Annotated in this window: 13 protein-coding genes, 5 tRNA genes and 1 pseudogene; 8 read left to right on the forward strand and 11 right to left on the reverse strand. The window is 61.6% G+C overall.

The annotated features are described in order from the left end of the window. The first annotated feature begins 1 nt into the window (after position 1). The 3 genes and pseudogenes from GST84_19145 to GST84_19155 all read left to right on the forward strand — a co-directional run bounded on the left by GST84_19145 (position 2) and on the right by GST84_19155 (position 7,368). Positions 2 to 3,256, forward strand: a pseudogene (locus tag GST84_19145) (sugar-binding protein). Positions 3,257 to 3,706: 450 nt separating this feature from the next. After that, positions 3,707 to 6,280 (forward strand): fimbria/pilus outer membrane usher protein, encoded by a 2,574-nt coding sequence (locus GST84_19150; GenBank protein ID XGB14324.1) that lies wholly within the window; start codon positions 3,707 to 3,709, stop codon positions 6,278 to 6,280. Next, entirely contained in the window at positions 6,280 to 7,368 is a 1,089-nt protein-coding gene (locus GST84_19155) for a fimbrial protein (GenBank protein XGB14325.1), read from the forward strand. The genes GST84_19150 and GST84_19155 overlap by 1 nt, the downstream gene beginning before the upstream one ends. A gap of 101 nt (positions 7,369 to 7,469) precedes the next feature. Here GST84_19155 and GST84_19160 read toward each other — a convergent pair. From GST84_19160 to GST84_19180, 5 genes are all read right to left on the reverse strand, one after another. Further along, positions 7,470 to 7,545 (reverse strand) — tRNA-Gly (locus GST84_19160). A gap of 85 nt (positions 7,546 to 7,630) precedes the next feature. Further along, positions 7,631 to 7,706, reverse strand: a tRNA-Gly gene (locus GST84_19165). 3 nt (positions 7,707 to 7,709) lie between these two features. Then, positions 7,710 to 7,785, reverse strand: a tRNA-Glu gene (locus GST84_19170). 92 nt (positions 7,786 to 7,877) lie between these two features. Further along, a tRNA-Gly gene (locus GST84_19175) sits at positions 7,878 to 7,953 on the reverse strand. A 2-nt stretch (positions 7,954 to 7,955) separates the two neighbouring features. After that, positions 7,956 to 8,031 (reverse strand) — tRNA-Glu (locus GST84_19180). Positions 8,032 to 8,363: 332 nt separating this feature from the next. On the opposite strand from GST84_19180, the gene GST84_19185 reads away from it, so the two are divergent. Next, positions 8,364 to 9,131 (forward strand): hypothetical protein, encoded by a 768-nt coding sequence (locus GST84_19185; GenBank protein XGB14326.1) that lies wholly within the window; start codon positions 8,364 to 8,366, stop codon positions 9,129 to 9,131. Positions 9,132 to 9,206: 75 nt separating this feature from the next. Here GST84_19185 and GST84_19190 read toward each other — a convergent pair whose 3' ends face one another. Together GST84_19190 and GST84_19195 are read right to left on the reverse strand one after the other, a co-directional pair. Continuing rightward, on the reverse strand, positions 9,207 to 9,689 hold the full coding sequence (locus tag GST84_19190) for a GAF domain-containing protein (protein XGB14327.1): 483 nt from the start codon (positions 9,687 to 9,689) through the stop codon (positions 9,207 to 9,209). Then, entirely contained in the window at positions 9,690 to 10,577 is an 888-nt protein-coding gene (locus tag GST84_19195) for a DUF815 domain-containing protein (GenBank protein XGB14328.1), read from the reverse strand. Positions 10,578 to 10,781: 204 nt separating this feature from the next. Here GST84_19195 and GST84_19200 point away from each other — a divergent pair, with 204 nt between their 5' ends. Continuing rightward, a complete protein-coding gene (locus GST84_19200; protein ID XGB14329.1) occupies positions 10,782 to 13,139 on the forward strand; it encodes a response regulator in 2,358 nt (785 codons plus the stop codon). On the opposite strand, the gene GST84_19205 is transcribed toward GST84_19200, so the two are convergent. Together GST84_19205 and msrB are read right to left on the reverse strand one after the other, a co-directional pair. Further along, positions 13,129 to 13,617, reverse strand: coding sequence for a glutathione peroxidase (locus tag GST84_19205; protein ID XGB14330.1), 489 nt, complete (start codon positions 13,615 to 13,617; stop codon positions 13,129 to 13,131). The two genes, GST84_19200 and GST84_19205, sit on opposite strands and share 11 nt — an antisense overlap. Positions 13,618 to 13,630: 13 nt before the next feature. Further along, positions 13,631 to 14,026 carry a peptide-methionine (R)-S-oxide reductase MsrB gene (gene msrB / locus GST84_19210; protein XGB14331.1) on the reverse strand — a complete coding sequence of 132 codons (396 nt, stop codon included), beginning with the start codon at positions 14,024 to 14,026 and terminating at the stop codon, positions 13,631 to 13,633. A 167-nt stretch (positions 14,027 to 14,193) separates the two neighbouring features. Here msrB and GST84_19215 point away from each other — a divergent pair, with 167 nt between their 5' ends. Together GST84_19215 and htpX are read left to right on the forward strand one after the other, a co-directional pair. Continuing rightward, a complete protein-coding gene (locus GST84_19215; protein XGB14332.1) occupies positions 14,194 to 15,405 on the forward strand; it encodes an aminotransferase class I/II-fold pyridoxal phosphate-dependent enzyme in 1,212 nt (403 codons plus the stop codon). Between the two features lie 528 nt (positions 15,406 to 15,933). Next, positions 15,934 to 16,821, forward strand: a complete 888-nt coding sequence (htpX, locus tag GST84_19220) for a protease HtpX (protein XGB14333.1) — start codon at positions 15,934 to 15,936, stop codon at positions 16,819 to 16,821. Between the two features lie 161 nt (positions 16,822 to 16,982). Here the strand turns inward: htpX and GST84_19225 are convergent, their stop codons facing one another. Further along, positions 16,983 to 17,633, reverse strand: coding sequence for a thiopurine S-methyltransferase (locus tag GST84_19225; protein ID XGB14334.1), 651 nt, complete (start codon positions 17,631 to 17,633; stop codon positions 16,983 to 16,985). A gap of 101 nt (positions 17,634 to 17,734) precedes the next feature. Between GST84_19225 and GST84_19230 the strand changes: the two genes are divergently transcribed. Next, complete coding sequence (locus tag GST84_19230; GenBank protein ID XGB14335.1) at positions 17,735 to 18,502, forward strand: dioxygenase; 768 nt, start codon at positions 17,735 to 17,737, stop codon at positions 18,500 to 18,502. Between the two features lie 141 nt (positions 18,503 to 18,643). Here the strand turns inward: GST84_19230 and GST84_19235 are convergent, their stop codons facing one another. Continuing rightward, complete coding sequence (locus GST84_19235; GenBank protein XGB14336.1) at positions 18,644 to 20,323, reverse strand: DEAD/DEAH box helicase; 1,680 nt, start codon at positions 20,321 to 20,323, stop codon at positions 18,644 to 18,646. Positions 20,324 to 20,656 lie beyond the last annotated feature (333 nt).

Consider the following 20,656-nt stretch of genomic DNA (forward strand, 5'->3'; position numbering starts at 1 on the left):
CATGTCCGTGCATTCCAACGCCTTCAACTTTTCAAGTTTCGTTCAAGGCAGTGTCGACCCGCGCACCGGCCAATATGCGTTAAGCATCGACCTGCCAACACTTAACGCCAATAACCTGTGCGGTCCCGACCTGCCGTTGCAGCTTAATTTCAACCCGATGAACAACGAGAAGACGGGGTTCGGTACTGGCTGGAGCCTGAAACTGACACGCTTTACCGTCTCCAGCGGCATGCTCAACCTGCACAGCGGTGAAAGATTCAAGGTCGACAACAATGGTCCTGGGGAGGCTGCCGTCATCGCGGAGCGTAAGCTGGAAAGTTTTCACTTCAGCGATATCAGCGAGGGCGAACAGAAACGCTTTCGCATTGCGCACAAGTCGGGCCTGACCGAAATCCTCGAACCACGCGACGCCAACTATGATTGGGCAGTGCCGGTACGGGTACTGGCGCCGTCAGGGCATGGCATCAACCTGCACTACGCACCAGACAAGACCACGCCGCACCTGACATCGATCAGCGATGACAGCAAGCGCGTGTTACTGCGCATTGATTACACCGGCAACGCCGAGGTACTTATAGATATAAACCCGGGCACCGAGGCTCATGCCCGGTTTACCTTGGGGCTGCAAGGTGGTCACCTGACAAGTGTGTCCCTGCCGGGCCCGGACAAAGCAGCCTGGCAGTTTGACTACGTCCCCTATGATAACGATAGCCTGTACTACCTGACCCGCCTGGAAAGCCCCGTCGGTGGCATCGAAACGGTTAAGTACAAGGTGGACGGCCATGCGTTTCCAGGTGTGAAAGACAAATACCTGCCCTACGCCACCGAACACATCCTTCAGCCCGACCCACTGGACGATACCACTTACCTGAAAAACACCTACGAGTTCAGCAACAACAACTTCCTGGGCAATGGTGCCGGTGTCAGCTGGTCCGACACGGGTCTAGACATTCTCTACGACTCCTCTGATCCCACCTTCCGCTACCAGTCCACATCACACCACTACCTGGGCGACCAAGTGCTGCGAACGGTCACACGCACCTTCAACCGCTTTCATCTCCTGACCGAACAGGTCACCCAACAACAGGGTTGCATCGAAACCGTCACGACCAAGTACCACGAAGTAGACAATCTGAACTTCAAGGCTCAACCCACCATGCTGGATGCCAGTATCGAAGTGCCAGGGCAACGGCATTCCACTACGCAGGCCATCTTCGGCTACGACAAGACCACCGCGCAGATATCGAGCGCCGACAACGGCAATGGCCGACACGGGTATGAATACACCCAGGAGGGCTACCTGGCTAAAGACACCTGGATGGTCGGGGGCAAAGAGCAACACCACAGTGACTACAAACACTCCCTTCAAGGCAGGATACGCACTCGCAAGCACTCCGATGGCCACGAGTGCGAATACGGTTATGACGCCGAGGGCCGCGTAAACAGCATCAGCCAAGGGGCGCTGCACAGTGTTCTCAAGTACAACAGCCAGGGTTTGCTGTGCAGCACCGAAACCCGTGACGGCGGGAATGCCGATCGCTGCGTGCTGTGCACCCAGACATACGATGCCCTGGGCCGTGAGAAAACACGCACGCTGACCGTAAATGGCGCTGCAGAACAAGTGTTGAGCCTGGAATGGTACGACAATGACTTGCTCTATAGCCGTACGCTGGTTCGGGACGCAAAGGAGGTGCGCAAGGAAACCTTCGAGTACGATGAACTCGATCGCTTGGTCCAGTACACCTGCACTGGCGAGGACCTGCCCAGCGACACCAAAGGGCGCCAGATCAGTGTCCAGCTGTTCCGCCTCGACGATTTGGACCGGCTAACCCGTCGCGCCACCGAGTTTGCCGATGGCAACAGCGAGAGAGCCGACTTTACCTACAAAGAGGATGGCAGTTTCCAATTGGAAAAGGTTGCCTATCGCCTGCTCGAGGGCTACACCGCCCAACAGGCCTTCGACGATGAATGGCAGGCATTCGAAGAGGAGCAGACATTCGACGAAGAGCAGACGTTCACCTATGACGAGCAAGGCAACATGCTCAATGACGAACTTGGCCGCAAGCTTGAGTACGACACCCTTGGCCGTTTGCAACGGGTCATCGATGTCGACGGCAAAACCACGCTGGTGGAGTACCAGTACGACGGGCATGATCAATTGCTGGCATCGCGGCATGCCGACGGCCGCCAGGTACATCGCCGTTTCCTGGGCCATCAGCTGGACAGCACGCTGGAAAACGATGTCCTGACTCAATACCTGTACAGCGGCATCCAGCCCCTGGGCGTTCAGCAATACCCGGCCGCCCCCGAGGCCACACGGCTGCTGCACAGCGATATCGCCGGTAGCGTGGTCAGCGAAACCGATGCCCAGGGTACCCGCCACGCCAACTACAGCGTCTATGGCGAGCGCCCTGCCGACAACGGCATGCGCACCCTGCTGGCGTTCAACGGCGAAGCCCGCGAAGAAGCGCTTGGCTGGTATCTGCTCGGCAGCGGCTATCGTGCGTACAACCCAGGACTGATGCGCTTCCACAGCCCAGACTCGCTAAGCCAAGAGGAAGCAGGCATCAATCCCTACCTGTACGCCCTAGGCAACCCGGTGAACTGGCGCGACCCTACCGGGCACCGTGTCCAAGGCATCCCTCCTGACCGTGTACCACCATCGTATATCGACCCGCCCGAGAAGCCCAAAGCGCCTTGGGGCGCTTGGATAGGCGTGGCCATAGCCGGGGTGATATTCGCCGCTTCAGTATACTTAATGCCGTGGTCAGCGCCATTGAGTCTTAGTTTAGCCCCTAAATTCGCCTTGGGGGTCGCGGGTGTCACCGCCAACGGCATCGCGTTCTTTGGACAGATCTATATCGCCGTCAACAATGAAGAGGACCAGAACCTGCAATACATACTCTTTGGACTCTCCTTTGCGGGCGGTTTCGCTTCGGGGGTCGGGATCAAGGCTAGCAGAGCGGCGCTCCACGCGGCCAAAGCGGCTGCCGCCAGAACGAGTGGAATAAGCGCAGCGCTCAAAAACATTGGCGAGATGAACGCAGGTATCATCAAACATGGGGGCAAGCTCTCACCAGTGGCAAACCCATCTTCTGCCGGTGGGGGTTCGCTCTCCCGAGCCTCGACAATGGCTACCAGAGGAAGTAACAGCCCAAGGATCTTAACCAGAACAAATTCTAACAGGTCGGTGGTTAACCCTTCGGAAACTCCTCCGAATTCACCTACGCTCCCCCGTAATAACCCCACCTCGAGCCCTCCCTCGACCTACGCGTCCTCAGAAAACCTCTCTCAGGAGTCTCAAGTGCTTCAAAACGGTAATGGGGCGACATCTCCGCCCCCTATCGCATACCCAGACTTCACGATATTGGGTGTTGGCGACGAACTCGTATTGAAGAAGAGCAACGGTTTGGGGCTAGGGTATGTAGTGAAAGTAAACAGCTACTAGTGACCCCAACCAGGTTCCCGCTGCGCAACGCAGCGGGAACCTTCCCACAATGCAGTACCCCTCGCTCACGCTGATTACTCCGCCAGACACTGAAGACTCTTCCTACATTACCTCACCCCCGCCCCGCCTAACCTAGCGCCCTCGAACTCGGCGTACACCGTCTTTTGAAGCACCCCTGCGCCGCTGCTCGCTTCACAACACAGCCACCCCACCGGTACTGCCTTGGCACTGACCGGTAGCGCAGCTCAGGACCCCCCAATGCCTCGACTCGATCGGCGCAGGCACCTGCCATCACGCCTACGCCTTGCCCCGCTTTCGCCACTGCTGGGTGCCTTTGTGACCTTGGCACCCGCCACCTCCACGCTTGCCGAAACCTCACCTGTCACGTTCCAGGCAGGCTTCATGCGCCAGCCCCCCGGCCAGGCGACGGATGCCGGGGCAGTGGCGCTGCAGAGCCTGGCTGCACATACCCCGCTACCAGCAGGGCGCTATCGCGTTGCCCTGCTGGTAAACCTTGCCCCCATCGAAGAGCGGGAGCTGGAGTTCCATGCCGCTGCCAATGGTAGTGGCCTGCAACCCTGCCTGACCGACGACGTGTTGCGTGCCCTGGACCTGCGCGAGCAAGCGCTTGAGACAGCCCTGCCCGAGGATGATAGCTGTGTCGACCTGGCAACCCTGATCCCGCAGGCCAGTGTCGACTTCGACCCGGCGCAGCTGCGCCTGTCGTTGTCGATCCCACAGGTTGCCCTGCGCCAGGACCGCTCGGGCAACGTGCCGCAAGAGCGCTGGGACGCGGGCATCAATGCAGCGTTCGTCAACTATCAGGTATCGGCCCAGCACAGCAGCCTGCGCGAAGGGCGCAACACAAGCAGCCAAGACCTCTACCTGAACAGTGGGATCAACCTGGGTGCCTGGCGCCTGCGCAGCCAACAGGCACTGCGCCAGGGCGATGACGGTACACGGCAATGGAGCCGCAGCGACACCTACGCCCAGCGTGACCTGCCCGGCCTGCGCGCGAACCTCACCCTGGGCGAAACCTTTACCGGCAGCGATGTGTTTCGCAGCTTTGCTTTTTCTGGCGTGCGCCTGGCCTCCGACCAGGAGATGCTCTCCGATACCCTGCAGCAATATGCTCCGGTCATCCGCGGTGTTGCACAAACTCGGGCGAAGATCGAAGTGCTGCGCAACGGCTTCCCGATCTATTCCAGCTATGTAGCCCCGGGACCGTATGCCATCGACGACCTCAGCGTCGGTGCCGGTCACGGTGAGCTGGAGGTGGTGGTGACCGAAAGCGATGGGCAGGTCAGCCGCTTCATCCAGCCCTATTCATCGCTGGGGAGCCTGCTACGCGAAGGGGTGTGGCGCTATACGGGCACCGCTGGCCGCTACAACGGTGCCGAACACCTCGACAAGCCAGGGTTCTGGCAAACCACCCTGGCCCGCGGCGGCACCTGGAACAGCACGCTTTATGGCGGCCTGCTGGCCAGTGACTACTATCGCGCCTACGCACTGGGGGCGGCCCGCGACTTCGCTGACCTGGGTGCGTTGTCGCTGGACGTCACCCAGGCGAGCACCGACCTGGGTGGTTCGCTGGGGCAAGTGCAGGGGCACAGCGTTGCCCTGCGCTATGGCAAAAGTTTCCAGACCCGCACCAGCCTGCGCTTTGCCGGCTACCGCTACTCCACCGAGGGCTACCGCGACTTTGACGAAGCCGTCCTGCAACGCAATAGCGCTTCGCGGTTTGCCGGTAGCCGGCGCAGCCGCCTGGAAGCCTCGGCATACCAGACCATGGGCCAAAGCAGCTCGCTGAGCCTGACCCTGTCGCAAGAAGACTACTGGCGCAGCGACTACCAGCGTCGTCAGTTCCAGCTGCAGTACAACACACGCCTGGGTGACCTCGGGGTCAATCTCTTCGCTTCGCAATCACTGAGCGAACGCAATACCGACAGCAGGATGTTCGGGCTGAGCCTGAGCCTGCCACTGGACTTCGGCCGCCGGCAGACCACCCGTTTCGACCTGCAACGCGTCAACGGCCAGTATAGCGAGCGCGCCAGCCTGCAAGGCGGTTTGCTGGATGACCGCCTCAGTTACTATGCGGCGCTGGCCAACGACCAGAACAACCGCAAGAGCGGCAACCTATCGCTTGCCTACCAGGGCAGCAAGGCCAGTTATGGCGTAGGTTACAGCGAGGGCAGCAACTATCGCACCCTGTCGCTGAACGCCAGTGGCTCGATGCTGGCCCATGCCGACGGCATCACCTTCGGCAGCTACATGGGGGAGACCACGGCGCTTGTACACGTACCCGACGTCGCCGATCTCGGCATGCAGAATGCCACTTCGACACGGACAGATGCCGATGGATACCTGCTGGTCCCATACCTGCGCCCCTATCGGGTCAATTCACTGGTACTCGACACCGACCAACTGCCCCCCGAAGTGGTCATCGAAAATGGCAGCCAGCAAGTGGTTCCACGCCGAGGTGCAGTGGTCAAGGCCCGCTTCGACGCACGCCGGGTGGTGCGCATGGTGCTCACGCTGCAACACCCCGACGGCCGCCCACTGCCGTTCGGCGCCGACGTCAGCGATGAGCAAGGCAAGTCACTGGCCGTGGTCGGCCAGGCTGGGCAAACCCTGCTGGCAAGCACCCAGCAAGGTCCGCAACACCTGACGGTACGCTGGCAGGACGACGGTAATCAACACTGCCAGGTTGCGGTGAACCCGCAGAACCTGCCACTGCTCGATGGCTTCCGCATGCAAACGCTGCAATGCCTGCCCGTATCGGTTGACGACACCAAACCGGCATCTGCCGACGACTCACAGGAACACGCCTAATGACCCCGCCCCACACCCGCCGCCTGCGCCTGCTTGCCTTAACCCTCTGCAACCTCATGCCCTGGCTGGCGGCGACCAGCGCGCAGGCCAACTGCAGCTGGGGCGCCGGCAGCGCAACCTACATGACCTTCAAAAACCAGAAGGTCAGTTTTTCGATCCCGCGCGATGCACCCGTCGGGACGCTCATCGGCGAGGCCAGTCTATACGCTAAAAATGACCAAGGGGCGACCTTGACCTGCTTCTATAACGCTGCCACCCCAGTCACTGCCAGGCTGCCCAACAGCGCACCACCGTTCGTCGGCAGCCTGCCCCTCATGGGCAACAAGAACGTGGATGGCATGGTGATGCAGACCAACATCAAGGGCGTGGGCGTTGCCATCGATCTTGGCTTCCCCTTCAATGGCAGTGCCGACAACACCTTCACGCCCGACGCAGGCACTGGCATCCCCTACACAGGGACCATGACCAAGCCGACCTCGTTTAGCCTGCCACTGGACGCAATCCGCGGCAAGGCCAGCTTCATCAAGATTGGCGATATCGACCCTGGGCCGCAAGAGGTCGACGTGGAGGTGTTTCATGGTTTCATCCATGACTTAGGCAAAGTCATGGATTACAAGGTCCAGGCCACCATCACCCGCGCGCAGTGCTCCCTGGCAGGAAACCAGGTGAATCCCGGCCTTGTGAACATGGGGGAATACAGCATCGATGACTTCAAGGGGGTCGGCACGCCCCTAAATTCCGTTCCATTCCAGATCACCCTCAACAACTGCGTGGACAGCAGTGCCCCGGGTACCAAGCGTGCGGATATCCATCTGATGCTGGATACCAGCCAAGGCTCAGTCCCCATCGACCCCACCGAAGGCGTGTTCAGCATACTCCCGGGATCAGGCAGCGCCGACGGCGTCGGCATCCAGATACTGCACAGCGACAACACTACACCGATGCCCCTGCAGTCCGAGCAGTTGATCAAGGAACTGGATATTGGCCAAACCGTGCTGCATTTCAATGCCCGCTACGTGCAGACCGAGGCCCGGGTGACACCTGGCGTGGCCGCTGGCGCGCTGAACTTCACCGTTCACTACCGTTGAACAGTGCAAGCCCCTGAACAAGGGGCTTTAGCACAGGGTTGTATCGGGGTGAAATCGAGACGAAAAAAAAGGGACCTGAGGTCCCTTTTTTATCTTACGTTTGGAGCGGGAAACGAGACTCGAACTCGCGACCCCGACCTTGGCAAGGTCGTGCTCTACCAACTGAGCTATTCCCGCATTGTGAAACTTTACCGCTTTTGGCGTGAAGCGCCTTGACGACCTTCACCACCACTGCACCGCATAGACGCCACAGTATTTAAACTGGAGCGGGAAACGAGACTCGAACTCGCGACCCCGACCTTGGCAAGGTCGTGCTCTACCAACTGAGCTATTCCCGCATTTGGCGTCCCCTAGGGGACTCGAACCCCTGTTACCGCCGTGAAAGGGCGGTGTCCTAGGCCACTAGACGAAGGGGACACACAACACTTTTCAGTGCACCAGAACATGAACCTCACGATTCAGCCTGGATTTTCTTTTCCTGCCCCGCCGTTAAGCAGTGCCGGAGAAACTGGAGCGGGAAACGAGACTCGAACTCGCGACCCCGACCTTGGCAAGGTCGTGCTCTACCAACTGAGCTATTCCCGCATTGGCGTCCCCTAGGGGACTCGAACCCCTGTTACCGCCGTGAAAGGGCGGTGTCCTAGGCCACTAGACGAAGGGGACACGCTGCTGGCATTACTGCCTGCTTTCACTCCCTGCTGCGTTTCGCTGTGTGCTTTACGCTGCAAGTGGCGCGCATTCTATGGATGGTTCGGGAAGGCGTCAACCCCTTTGTAGAAATTTATTTAAATCAATGACTTCCGGGTACACCCAGCGCTGTTTTGGCAAGCCTGCCGGGGTTTGGCGTTGATTTTCTGGCGTCAAGTCAGCATTAATGTGCCAGCATCCAGTCATGGCACAGTTTGCCGATAGAAAAAGAGAATGGCTGTCAGGGCCTCTCGCGAGCAAGCTCGCTCCTACACTCAATATGCAAACCTATTCATGAGGCATTAACGGTGACACCACTTCTGATCACCCTGCTCATCGTGGCGGGCATCGCGTTGCTGATCGTGATCGGCTACCTCAACAATGTGGTCGAGAATGGCAAGCTTGAGCGCGCCCGGACGAAGATCGAGCTCGCCGACCGCCTGCGTCGCTGTGGCGAAATCACCGAGACGTTCCCCGGCCAGTTCATGACCCCGGCTCTCAAATTGCTGCTGACCCGCCTGGAGCTGAACCTCAACCAGCGCCTGCTGGCGGTGGACAAGCACAATGCCGAATTCAAGGCGCGCATCGCCGAACTGGAAGGGCTGATTGCCCTGGGCGACAAGCTCCCGGTCTGCAACCCTCCTAACCCGATCCACACCGAGATCAAGGCCAAGGACGTACGCTTCTTGCTGGAGGCGCTGCACAATCAGGTGACCCGCGCAGCCCAGGAAGGCTTCTTGCCAACGACCGAGGCCAAGCACTGGGTCAAGGAGATCCGCCATATTCTGGTGTTGTTGCATATCGAGTTCTTCAACAACCTGGGCCAGCAGGCTTTGCAGAAAGGCCAGCCCGGCCAGGCGCGCCTGGCCTTCGAGCGCGGCGTGCAGTATTTGCGCAAGCAGCCGGAGCCGAAGGTGTATGAAGAGCAGCTGACGTATCTTGAGAAACTGTTGGCCCGGGCCAATGCCCAGGTAATGGACCGCATGGCACCGGCGGAGGACGAGCACAACGAATTGACTGATGGGCTCAAGACCGATGAGGAAGAGACCTGGAAGAAGAAGGTGATCTACGACTGATTGGTTAACCTGTACCGACCTCTTCGCGGGTAAACCCGCTCCTACAAGCGAAGAGGCCGGCACAGGCAACATCGATCAGCAGTCAGTCAACGCCAGAAAGATCGCCGCCAACCGCTCCAGCCCCACCTGGTCCGCCTCGCTGAACCGCCCGACCGTCGGGCTGTCCAGGTCCAGCACGCCAATCAACCTGCCGTCCTTCACCAACGGGATCACCAGCTCGCTGTTGGAGGCACTGTCACAGGCAATGTGGCCCGGGAATGCATGTACATCCTCGACCCGCTGGGTTTGCCGCGTTGCCGCCGCGGCCCCGCACACACCTTTACTGAACGGAATGCGCACACACGCCACCTGGCCCTGGAACGGGCCCAGCACCAGCTCTTCGTTGCGGTTGAGGTAGAACCCCGCCCAGTTCAGGTCGTCCACCTGGTTATACAGAAACGCCGAAAACTGCGCGGCGTTGGCGATGAAGTCACGCTCGTCGGCGAACAGCGCCTGCACTTGCGCCGCCAGCAGGTTGTAGCCGTCGAGGCCGGCGCCACTGGCATTGAGGTCGATCATTTATTTTTGCTCCAGCAATTGCAGCCCGACCCAGTAGCGGGCGAACTGATAGGCACAACGGCCATTACGGTTGCCGCGGCCGGTGGCCCAGCGCACGGCGAGGATGTCGAGTTCTTCGGTGCGCTGCCACACAAGGCCCGCAGGTTGTGCCAACTGGCCAATCCAGTGCTCCACAACATTCAGGAAATGGTCCTGGGTGAACGGGTAGAACGACAGCCACAGGCCAAAACGGTCAGACAGGGCAATCTTGTCCTCCACTGCTTCACTGGGGTGCAGTTCGCCGTCGACACGCTTCCAGTTCTCGTTGTCGCTTTCCTTCTCGGGCACCAGGTGGCGGCGGTTGGAGGTGGCGTACAGCAGCACATTGTCCGGGGCTTGCTCCAGCGAGCCGTCGAGCACGCTCTTGAGCACCCGGTAGTCGCCCTCCCCGGCTTCGAACGACAGGTCGTCGCAGAACAGGATGAAGCGTTGCGGCAGCTTCTGCAGTTGCTCGACCACCCGTGGCAGGTCGGCCAGGTGGTCACGTTCGATTTCGATCAGGCGCAGGCCGGCGCTGGCGTGCTCAGCCAGCAAGGCACGTACCAGCGACGACTTGCCGGTACCGCGCGAGCCCCACAGCAGCGCGTGGTTGGCCGGCAGGCCGTTGATGAACTGGTGGGTGTTGCGGCCCAGCTGGTCGCGCTGTTTGTCGACGCCGATCAGGTCGGTCAGGCGAATGTCCAGGCTGACGTCCAGCGGCAGCAGGTAGCCGCTGCGGCCATCACGCTGCCAGCGCGCGGCCAGTGTGGTGCCCCAGTCGATGTGCGGGCGTTGTGCCGGCAACAGGGGTTCAAGGCGCGCCAGTACCGATTCGGCGCGGTCCAGAAAAGCGATCAAGCGAGCGTCCATGACGACTCCTAACAATCTCAGTTTTGTGGGGGCCGCTGCGCGCCCCTTCGCGGGCTTGCCCGCTCCCACAGGGCTTGCCTTCAGCCTGGGGCTAAGCTGTACCTGTGGGAGCGGACAAGCCCGCGAAGGGGCGCCAAGCGGCCCCCGCCTGGCGATCAACTGAAATGAACAGACAGACCCACCAGCAGCCGGGGCTATTCGGCTATGCTTGCGCAGCGCAAGGAACGGGAAACCGGCTCGGGACTCATGGATATCAAGTTCACCAATCGCCTGTCATACAAGCAAGCCCGGTTGACAGTCCTGGTCGGCTTCATCCTGGGAACATTGCTCAGTCTCATCCAGATCGGCATCGATTATGCCAGCGAAGACGCGTCCATCAACCGTGAAGTGAACGCGCTGCTGCAAATCAGCCACAACCCGGCCTCGCGCATCGCTTACAACATCGACTCGGAACTGGCGCTGGAGCTGACACGCGGCCTGCTGCAGTCGCCGGCCGTCATCCGCGCACGGCTGATCGACAACAACGAAACGGTACTGGCCGATGTCGAGCGGCCCAAGCTGCAAGACCGCTACCGGCCACTCAGCGACTTCCTGTTCGGCGAGCAGCGGCAGTTCAAGGAGCGCCTGTACCTGACCCACATGCCAGAGCAATACCTGGGCACCCTGTATCTGGACATCGACACCTTCGCCTTCGGCAGCCGCTTTCTCGACCGTGCCGGCATTACCCTGCTCAATGGTTTCGCCCGCAGCCTGGTGCTCACCGGCATCTTGCTGGCGCTGTTCTACATGATGCTGACCAAGCCGCTGGTGACGGTGATCGGCGCACTCAGCGGCCGCGACCCGCGCAACCCCCGGCAAACGCGCCTGGAATGCCCCCACGGACACGAGCATGACGAAATCGGCGTGCTGGTGAAGGTCGCCAACCAGCAGTTCGTCAGCATGGCCACCGAGATTGAACAGCGGCGCACCGCGGAAAACCGCCTGACCCAGTACCTGAACGAGCTGGAAGACATTGTGTCGGCACGCACCAACGAGCTCAAGGCCAGCAACAGCAGCCTGAGCCTGTCCAACCAGGAGCTGGAACAAGCCCGCAGCCGAGCGCTGGACATGGCCCAGGCACGCGCCGCCTTCCTGGCCAACATGAGCCACGAAATCCGCACCCCGCTCAACGGCATGCTCGGCATGATCGCCCTGGCACTGGACAACCCGCTGCCCAGCGAGCAACGCCAGCAACTGGCTATCGCCCATGACTCGGGCAAGGTGCTGGTAGAGCTGCTGAACGATATTCTCGACTTGTCCAAGTTCGATGCCGGCCAACTGGAACTGGAACGCATTGCGTTCGACATGGGCTCAATGGTGGAAGACACCGCCAACCTGCTGTCGCAGAACACCGCGCAAAGCGTGGAGCTGACCTGCCTGATCGCCAGCGACTTCCCCAGCAGCGTGCTTGGCGACCCCACGCGTGTGCGGCAGATCGTCAGCAACCTGCTGTCCAACGCGCTGAAGTTCACCCGCTTCGGCCGCGTCGATGTGCGCTTGGCGGCCATTGTCGGCGGTGTGCGTCTGGAGGTACGGGATACCGGCATCGGCATCCCCGAAGACGCCCAGGCGCGCATCTTCCAGCCTTTCACCCAGGCCGGTGCCGGCATCACCCGCCAGTACGGTGGCACCGGCCTGGGCCTGGCGCTGACGCGCAACCTGTGCAAGGCCATGCAGGGCCACCTGCACATTCGCTCCGAGCCGGGCTTTGGCAGTTGTTTTACCGCCGAGTTGCCGTTGACCGTGCACACCGAAGCCATCCCGCCAGCGCCCTTGCATGGCCGCGTGGCAGCATTGAGTGCAGCCGGCAGCGGGCTCAGTGAACTGTTGCAGCACTTGCTTCCCGCCTGGGGCCTGACCTACCAGCGCCATGACAGATGCGCCACGCTGGATGCCGAAGCGATCGACCTGTTGATCACCGACGACGTCGAGCACCTGTTCGAGCTGCGCCCGGCATTGAAAACCCCGATTCTGCTGGTAACTGCCTACGGCAACTTCCTGCCCAACGAGCAGTCCTTGGCTTTGGCCCCGCTGCACCAGCTAGCCCGGCCATTGGCACGCAACGCCTTGTACCAGACCCTGCGCCGCACCTTGCAAGGCCATGAGCCCGAACACCCGCTGGCCATCCCGGCCATTACCCAGGAGCAAGGCCGTGCGAGGATTCTGCTGGTAGAGGACAACCCGGTGAACCAGCTGGTGGCCAAGGGCATGCTGGCCAAGCTCGGCTGCCAGGTGCAACTGGCCACCCAGGGCGCGGAGGCCCTTGAGCTGCTGGCGCGTGAGGAATTCGACCTGGTGCTGATGGACTGCAACATGCCGGTGATGGACGGCTACGAGGCCAGCCGGCGCATCCGCCAAAGCGGCCGCTGGCCCGAGTTGCCGATCGTTGCCCTCACCGCCAACGCCATGCCCGAAGAGCGCGAACGCTGCCGGGCGGCGGGCATGAACGACTACCTGGCCAAGCCATTCCGCCGCGAAGAGCTACTGGCCTTGGTCGACCATTGGGTGCCCTTCAGCGGCTGAGCAAACGCTCGATGTCCGCCTCAAGGGCCTGTGGCTTGGTGGTGGGGGCATAGCGCTTGACCTGGCCACTGGCCGGGTCGACCAGAAACTTGGTGAAGTTCCACTTGATCTTCTGGCTACCCAGAATGCCCGGGCCGCGCCGCTTGAGCTCAACGAACAGAGGGTGAGCGCCCGGGCCGTTGACCTCGACCTTGCGAAACAGCGGGAAAGTCACGCCGAAATTACGCTCGCAGAACTGCGCAATTTCCCGCGCATCGCCAGGTTCCTGCTTGCCGAACTGGTTGCACGGAAAGCCCAGTACCACCAGGCCACGGTCACGGTAGGCCTGCCACAGTTGTTCCAGGCCCTTGTACTGCGGGGTAAAACCGCACTGGCTGGCGGTATTGACCACCAACAGTACCTTGCCCGGGAAGTCGCCGAGCTTCTTGTGCTCGCCGCCCAGGGTCACGCAGGGGATGTCCAGTATCGATGCAGCCATTGTCGGGCTCCGGTCAGTCGCGCGGGCGCAGGTCGATGCACACCGAGTTGATGCAGTAGCGCAGGCCGGTCGGTGGCGGGCCGTCAGGGAACACATGCCCCAGGTGCGCGTCGCAACGGGCGCAGGTGACCTCGGTGCGGATCATGCCGTGGGACGTGTCGCGGATCTCGATCATCGCGCTGTCCTCGATCGGGGCGTAGAAGCTTGGCCAACCGCAGCCAGAGTCGAACTTGGTCTGCGCATCGAACAGCGCCAGGCCGCAGCAGATGCAGTGATAGATACCGTCGCGGCGCTCGCTGTTGTACTTGCCGCTAAATGGCCGTTCGGTGCCCTTGAGGCGGCATACCTGGTACTGCTCGGGGTCGAGCATCGACCGCCATTCGTCCAGGGTTTTTTCGATCTTTTTCATGTAGAAACCTCGGCAGGCTGAATTTCACCCCACACCGTCTTTTCCGGGGCGCGGGTGGCACGTATATTAGTTGGCTTCGTGTGCCAGGCGTTCAGTCTGGCACCCGCTTCCTGCCCTTTCAAACCTTTCGGCGGGGCGTAGCGCGTTTTCTCAATCGGGATCCCATCATGCAGTTCAGCAAATCGAACAAGCTCGCCAATGTCTGCTACGACATTCGCGGCCCAGTGCTCAAGCACGCCAAACGCCTGGAGGAGGAAGGCCACCGCATCCTCAAGCTGAACATCGGCAACCCGGCGCCGTTTGGCTTCGAGGCGCCTGATGAAATCCTTCAGGATGTGATCCGCAACCTGCCCACCGCACAGGGCTACAGCGACTCCAAAGGCCTGTTCAGCGCGCGCAAGGCGGTGATGCAGTACTGCCAGCAGAAAGAAATCGAAGGCGTCACCATCGAGGACATCTACCTGGGTAATGGTGTGTCCGAGCTGATCGTCATGTCGATGCAGGCACTGCTCAACAACGGCGACGAAGTTCTGATCCCGGCCCCCGACTACCCGCTGTGGACAGCCGCCGTGAGCCTGGCCGGCGGCAAGCCGGTGCACTACCTGTGCGACGAGCAGGCCGACTGGTTCCCCGACCTTGAGGACATCAAGGCGAAGATCACCCCGAACACCAAGGCGCTGGTGATCATCAACCCGAACAACCCGACCGGCGCCGTCTATTCCAAAGAGCTGCTGCTGGGCATGCTGGAGCTGGCCCGCCAGCACAACCTGGTGGTGTTCTCAGACGAGATCTACGACAAGATCCTGTACGATGAAGCTGTGCACATCAGCACCGCCTCGCTGGCCCCGGACCTGCTGTGCCTGACCTTCAACGGCTTGTCCAAGTCGTACCGGGTGGCGGGCTTCCGCTCTGGCTGGCTGATCATCTCCGGGCCCAAGCACCACGCACACAGCTACATCGAAGGCATCGACATGCTGGCCAACATGCGCCTGTGCGCCAACGTGCCGGCCCAGCATGCCATCCAGACCGCGCTGGGCGGATACCAGAGCATCAACGACCTGGTGCTGCCACCGGGGCGCCTGCTGGAGCAGCGCAACCGCACCTACGAACTGCTCAACGATATCCCCGGGGTCAGCTGCGTGAAGCCGATGGGGGCGCTGTATGCGTTCCCGCGGATCGACCCGAAGGTTTGCCCGATTCTCAACGACGAGAAGTTCGCCCTTGACCTGCTGCTGTCGGAGAAACTGCTGATCGTACAGGGGACGGCGTTCAACTGGCCGTGGCCGGACCACTTCCGCGTGGTGACCTTGCCGCGGGTGGATGACCTGGAAGCGGCAATTGGCCGGATCGGCAATTTCCTGAAGGGGTATTCGCAGTAGGGTTCGATGGGGGCGCCGGGAGGGGGGGGGCGCCGGGAGGGGGCGACGAGGGGTTCGACGAAAGATTGATGGTGGGGCGTAGATCGAGCGCCGCCCGCGCGGCGCATCGCGAGCAAGCTCGCTCCTACATTTGTTTCGGGCCAGTTACGCCTGTGACAGGCGCGCGCGACCGCCTGGCCCGTACCACACGATATCGCGTCATGCACCAAGGCGTTCGCGCGCAAATCCCACAGGCATAATTGGCCCGAAACAAATGTAGGAGCGAGCTTGCTCGCGATGCGCCGCGCGGGCGGCGCTCGATCTCACAGGCGCCACCCCACTTGCGGCAAACACCCAGCGCCCTTGACGCAGCCCCCAAGCCGAAGGTTTCTTACATCCTGCAACGCTCTATCCCACAGCCCCCGAGCCATCCTCTGCCATACTCCGCCGTACACAGTTTGAAATAGTCCCCCGATTGAATCGGCGCGGCAGGCCCCTTATATACCCCGCAGTAAGCGACAACTCATCCGTCAGGAGAACGTAACAACCATGATGCGCATTCTGTTGTTTGTAGCCACCAACCTCGCGGTGGTGCTGGTTGCAAGCATTACCCTGAGCCTGTTCGGTTTCAACGGGTTCATGGCCGCCAACGGGGTCGACCTGAACCTCAGCAGCCTGCTGGTGTTCTGCGCCGTGTTCGGCTTTGCCGGCTCCCTCGTCTCGCTGTTCATCTCCAAGTGGATGGCGAAGATGACCACCGGCACCCAGATCATCAGCCAGCCGCGCACCCGCCACGAGCAGTGGCTGCTGCAAACGGTCGAAGAGCTGTCCCGCGAAGCGGGCATCAAAATGCCTGAAGTGGGTATCTTCCCGGCTTACGAGGCCAACGCCTTCGCCACCGGCTGGAACCGCAACGACGCGCTGGTCGCGGTGTCCCAGGGCCTGCTGGAGCGCTTCTCGCCCGATGAAGTGCGTGCGGTACTGGCCCACGAAATCGGCCACGTTGCCAACGGCGACATGGTCACCCTGGCGCTGGTACAGGGCGTGGTGAACACCTTCGTGATGTTCTTTGCACGCATCATCGGCAACTTTGTCGACAAGGTCATCTTCAAGAACGAAGAGGGCCAAGGCATTGCCTACTATGTGGCGACCATCGTTGCCGAGCTGATCCTTGGCATCCTGGCCAGCATGATCGTGATGTGGTTCTCGCGCCGCCGCGAATTCCGCGCCGACGAAGCCGGTGCGCAACTGGCCGGTACCGCGGCAATGATCGGCGCCCTGCAACGCCTGCGTGTGGAACAAGGCCTGCCGGTGCACATGCCCGACACCATGAAGGCCTTCGGCATCAATGGCGGCCTGAAGCACGGGCTGGCCGGGTTGCTGATGAGCCACCCACCGCTGGAAGACCGCATCGAGGCCCTGCGTCAGCGCGGCTGATTCACCTGATAAAAACAAAGGGCGACTTCGGTCGCCCTTTTTTATTTCCGGCCTTACGCAGCCATCTGTGGGAGCGGGCGCGCCCGCGAACACCGGCAAAGCCGGTGCCATCTAACGCGCCGCCCGCTCCCACATGGGCCGGGGCAGCCTGCCCTACCTGCTTACCGGCTGAGCCGGTACACCCGCTCCAACAAACTCGACGCCCCGGCCTGCACAAACTTCGGGCTCTCCTCAATCACCTCCACAGCCTCCAGTTGCTCCACCTGCCACCCCGCAAACCCCTGCCTCAGCTCTTCATCCCTGACCGAAAACGGCGGCCCGGCCAACAATGACTGGTCATACTCCAGCGTCACCACCAACCCCCGGCAGCTTGTCGGCAGCAACCCCGACAACAGCTGCATATACCGCGCACGCATCTGCACCGGCAGCGCAATCACCGCCGCCCGGTCATACAGCCCCACGCAGTCAGCCACATCCTCTGCCCGCAAGGCAAAGAAGTCGCCACACCACAGCTGCACATCTCCACTGCACCAAACCTCGAATGCACCCTGCTGCCGCACCTCGGCCTCAAGCCCGTGCTCACGGAAGAAATCCTCCACCGCCCGCCGCGACAGCTCCACCCCCAATACGCAATGGCCCTGCCCGGCCAGCCAGGCCAGGTCCAGACTCTTGCCGCACAGGGGCACCAGCACGCGGCTGCCCGGTGCCAACTGCAACTGGGGCCAGTACGTCTGCAGATAGGGGTTCACCTGCGCCTGGTGAAAGCCGATCTGATTGTCAGCCCACCGCTGCTGCCAGAACGCTGGTTCCATGATCACTCCCGATTTTTAGATGATTTGTCGGTAAAACTTGGTTTGGATTTCGATCTGTAGTTAATCGAAGATGGTTGCATCTTAACCTTCAGGACCCCGCCATGCTGCCCAGCCTGTTCATTTCCCATGGTTCCCCCATGCTTGCCCTGCAACCCGGCGCCAGCGGGCCGGCACTGTCCGGGTTGGCCAACGCCCTGCCCCGGCCGAAAGCGATCGTGGTGGTGTCGGCGCACTGGGAAAGCCGCGAGCTGCTGGTCACCGCCAGCGCACAGCCCGAAACCTGGCATGACTTCTACGGCTTCCCACCGGCCCTGTATGCGGTGCAGTACCCGGCGCCGGGCGAGCCCGGGCTTGCTGGCCAGGTCAGTGAGCGGTTGAAGGCTGCGGGGCTACCCGCGCGGCTGGACATGCAGCGCCCATTCGACCATGGCGCCTGGGTGCCACTGTCGCTGATGTACCCGGATGCGAGCATTCCCGTGGTGCAGGTTTCACTGCCCAGCCACATGGGGCCGGCGCTGCAGCTAAAAGTGGGCCAGGCACTGGCGGTGTTGCGTACCGAGGATGTACTGCTGATAGGGTCGGGCAGCATTACCCACAACCTGGGTGAGCTGGACTGGCATGCAGGGCCGGATGTGATTGAGCCATGGGCCCTGGCGTTCAGGGATTGGGTGGTAGACCGGCTGCAGGAGGATGACCAGGCGGCGTTGCTAGATTACCGGCAGCAGGCACCGTTTGCGCTGCGCAACCATCCCAGTGACGAGCATTTGCTGCCGCTGTTCTTTGCCCTCGGGGCCGGGAGCAAGTTCGGCGTGGTGCATCAGGGGTTTACCCTGGGCGCGCTGGGGATGGACATCTATCGGTTCGACTGAAGGGCCTCTTCGCGGGCAAGCCCGCTCCTACAGGTACTGAAATCTGTGGGGTACCTGTAGGAGCGGGCTTGCCCGCGAAAGGGCCGGTAAAGGCAAAAAAAATCCCCGACCTAAGCCGGGGATTTTTTCGTTACGCCAGGATCAATCCTCGCGGTAGCGACGCAGCTTCAACTGCTTGCCAGCCACGCGGGTGTCCTTGAGCTTGGACAGCAGCTTCTCGAGGCCGTCTTCCGGCAGCTCGACCAGGCTGAAGCTGTCGCGCACCTGGATGCGGCCGATAGCGTCACGCGCCAGGCCACCTTCGTTGAGGATCGCCCCCAGCAGGTTCTTGGCAGCGATGCCATCACGGGCACCCAGGGCGGTACGGCAACGCACGCGGCCTTCGGCCAACGGCAGCGGCGCACGGCGCTCACGATCACCACGGTCAGGGCGCTCGCCACGCTCACCGCGCTCGGTACGCTCACCACGCGGGGCGAAGCTCGGCACCAGCGGCTGCTCGCGCTCTACCGCCGCCAGGTCCAGCGCCTGGCCATTGGTGGCCTTGCGCAGCAGGGCCGAAGCCAAGGCACGCGCGCTGCAACCCAGGTCGGTGGTCAGGCGGTCGAACAGTTCGCCGTGGGTGGCTTCTGCTTCGGCTACCAGCGGCGCCAGGCTCGAGGTCAGCTTCTTGATGCGGGCATCCAGCACGGCCTGGGCATTCGGCAGGCGCGCTTCGGCAACCTTCTGCCCGGTAACACGCTCGATCACCTGCAGCATGCGGCGCTCACGCGGGGTAACCAGCAACAGTGCACGGCCATCGCGACCGGCACGGCCAGTACGGCCGATTCGGTGTACGTAGGACTCCGGGTCGTACGGCATGTCAACGTTGAATACGTGAGTGATGCGCGGTACGTCCAGGCCACGGGCAGCGACGTCGGTGGCGACGACGATGTCCAGGCGGCCATCCTTGAGCGAGTCGATCACGCGCTCACGCTGGTTCTGGGCGATGTCGCCGTTCAGCGCAGCAGCCTTGTAGCCCTTGGCTTCCAGCGCGGCGGCCAGGTCCAGGGTGGCTTGCTTGGTACGCACGAAGGCGATCAGCGCGTCGAACTCTTCCACTTCCAGCAGACGCAGCACAGCCGGGATCTTCTGGTCCGCGTGGACCATCAGGTGGGCCTGCTCGATCGCGGTAACGGTCTGGGTCTTGGTCTGGATCTTGACGTGCTTGGGTTCGCGCAGGTGGCGCTCGGCGATCGAACGGATCGACGACGGCAGGGTTGCGGAGAACAGTACGGTCTGACGGGTAGCCGGGATTGCGTCGAAGATCACTTCGAGGTCGTCCATGAAGCCCAGCTTCAGCATCTCGTCGGCTTCGTCCAGTACCAGGTACTGTACGGTCGACAAGACTTTTTCGTCACGACGCAGGTGGTCGCACAGACGGCCCGGGGTGGCCACGACGATTTGCGCGCCGTTGCGGATCGCACGCAGCTGTGGGCCCATCGGGGCACCACCGTAGACGGCGACAACGTTCACGCCCGGCATCTGCTTGGCGTAGGTTTCGAAAGCGGTAGCAACTTGCAGCGCCAACTCACGGGTTGGCGCCAGGATCAGGGCTTGCGGTTCGCGCTTGCTCACATCGATCTTGTTCAGGATCGGCAGGGCGAAGGCAGCGGTTTTGCCGGTGCCAGTCTGCGCCTGGCCGATCATGTCGTGACCGGCGAGGATGATCGGGATCGATTGTTGCTGAATGGCGGACGGCTCTTCGTAGCCGGTAGCCACAACGGCAGCAACAATGTTCGGATTAAGATCGAGAGCGGCGAAGCCGCCGGTTTCCTGGGTCATGGGTCTGCCTCTAGGTGCATCCGCAAAGACCCATGCTCCAAAGCTGCACATGCCTTGAAAGACCGTAAGGTCACCCAGGCAGCTTTGGCGGCGGGGATTTGCGAAAACGATTGAAAAAGAAAACTTGGGAAGGTCCGCCTAGCGGACGCGCAGCCGAAGCTGGACTCGGAGGATTTGCACCACCTGATTTTGAGGTCCGCTAAAAGACCGGCGCGTACTATACCTGAAATAGTCGCGTACGTGAGGAAAATTTTCATGGGGGCAGGGCCAGTATCGGGCCATCGCGCACGACAGGCTGAATCGATAATCCCCTGAAGCCTTACTTGCTCGGTG

Origin of the sequence: Pseudomonas putida, from assembly GCA_041879295.1 — a bacterium.
GTDB classification, from domain to species: Bacteria; Pseudomonadota; Gammaproteobacteria; order Pseudomonadales; family Pseudomonadaceae; genus Aquipseudomonas; species Aquipseudomonas putida_Y.

Coding starts and splice junctions, on each gene's coding strand:
- GST84_19225 (XGB14334.1), bottom strand. CDS start 17,633: ATGGAACCAGCGTTCTGGCAGCAGCGGTGGGCTGACAATCAGATCGGC.
- htpX (XGB14333.1), top strand. CDS start 15,934: ATGATGCGCATTCTGTTGTTTGTAGCCACCAACCTCGCGGTGGTGCTG.
- GST84_19215 (XGB14332.1), top strand. CDS start 14,194: ATGCAGTTCAGCAAATCGAACAAGCTCGCCAATGTCTGCTACGACATT.
- GST84_19200 (XGB14329.1), top strand. CDS start 10,782: ATGCTTGCGCAGCGCAAGGAACGGGAAACCGGCTCGGGACTCATGGAT.
- GST84_19205 (XGB14330.1), bottom strand. CDS start 13,617: ATGGCTGCATCGATACTGGACATCCCCTGCGTGACCCTGGGCGGCGAG.
- GST84_19155 (XGB14325.1), top strand. CDS start 6,280: ATGACCCCGCCCCACACCCGCCGCCTGCGCCTGCTTGCCTTAACCCTC.
- msrB (XGB14331.1), bottom strand. CDS start 14,026: ATGAAAAAGATCGAAAAAACCCTGGACGAATGGCGGTCGATGCTCGAC.
- GST84_19230 (XGB14335.1), top strand. CDS start 17,735: ATGCTGCCCAGCCTGTTCATTTCCCATGGTTCCCCCATGCTTGCCCTG.
- GST84_19195 (XGB14328.1), bottom strand. CDS start 10,577: ATGGACGCTCGCTTGATCGCTTTTCTGGACCGCGCCGAATCGGTACTG.
- GST84_19150 (XGB14324.1), top strand. CDS start 3,707: ATGCCTCGACTCGATCGGCGCAGGCACCTGCCATCACGCCTACGCCTT.
- GST84_19190 (XGB14327.1), bottom strand. CDS start 9,689: ATGATCGACCTCAATGCCAGTGGCGCCGGCCTCGACGGCTACAACCTG.
- GST84_19235 (XGB14336.1), bottom strand. CDS start 20,323: ATGACCCAGGAAACCGGCGGCTTCGCCGCTCTCGATCTTAATCCGAAC.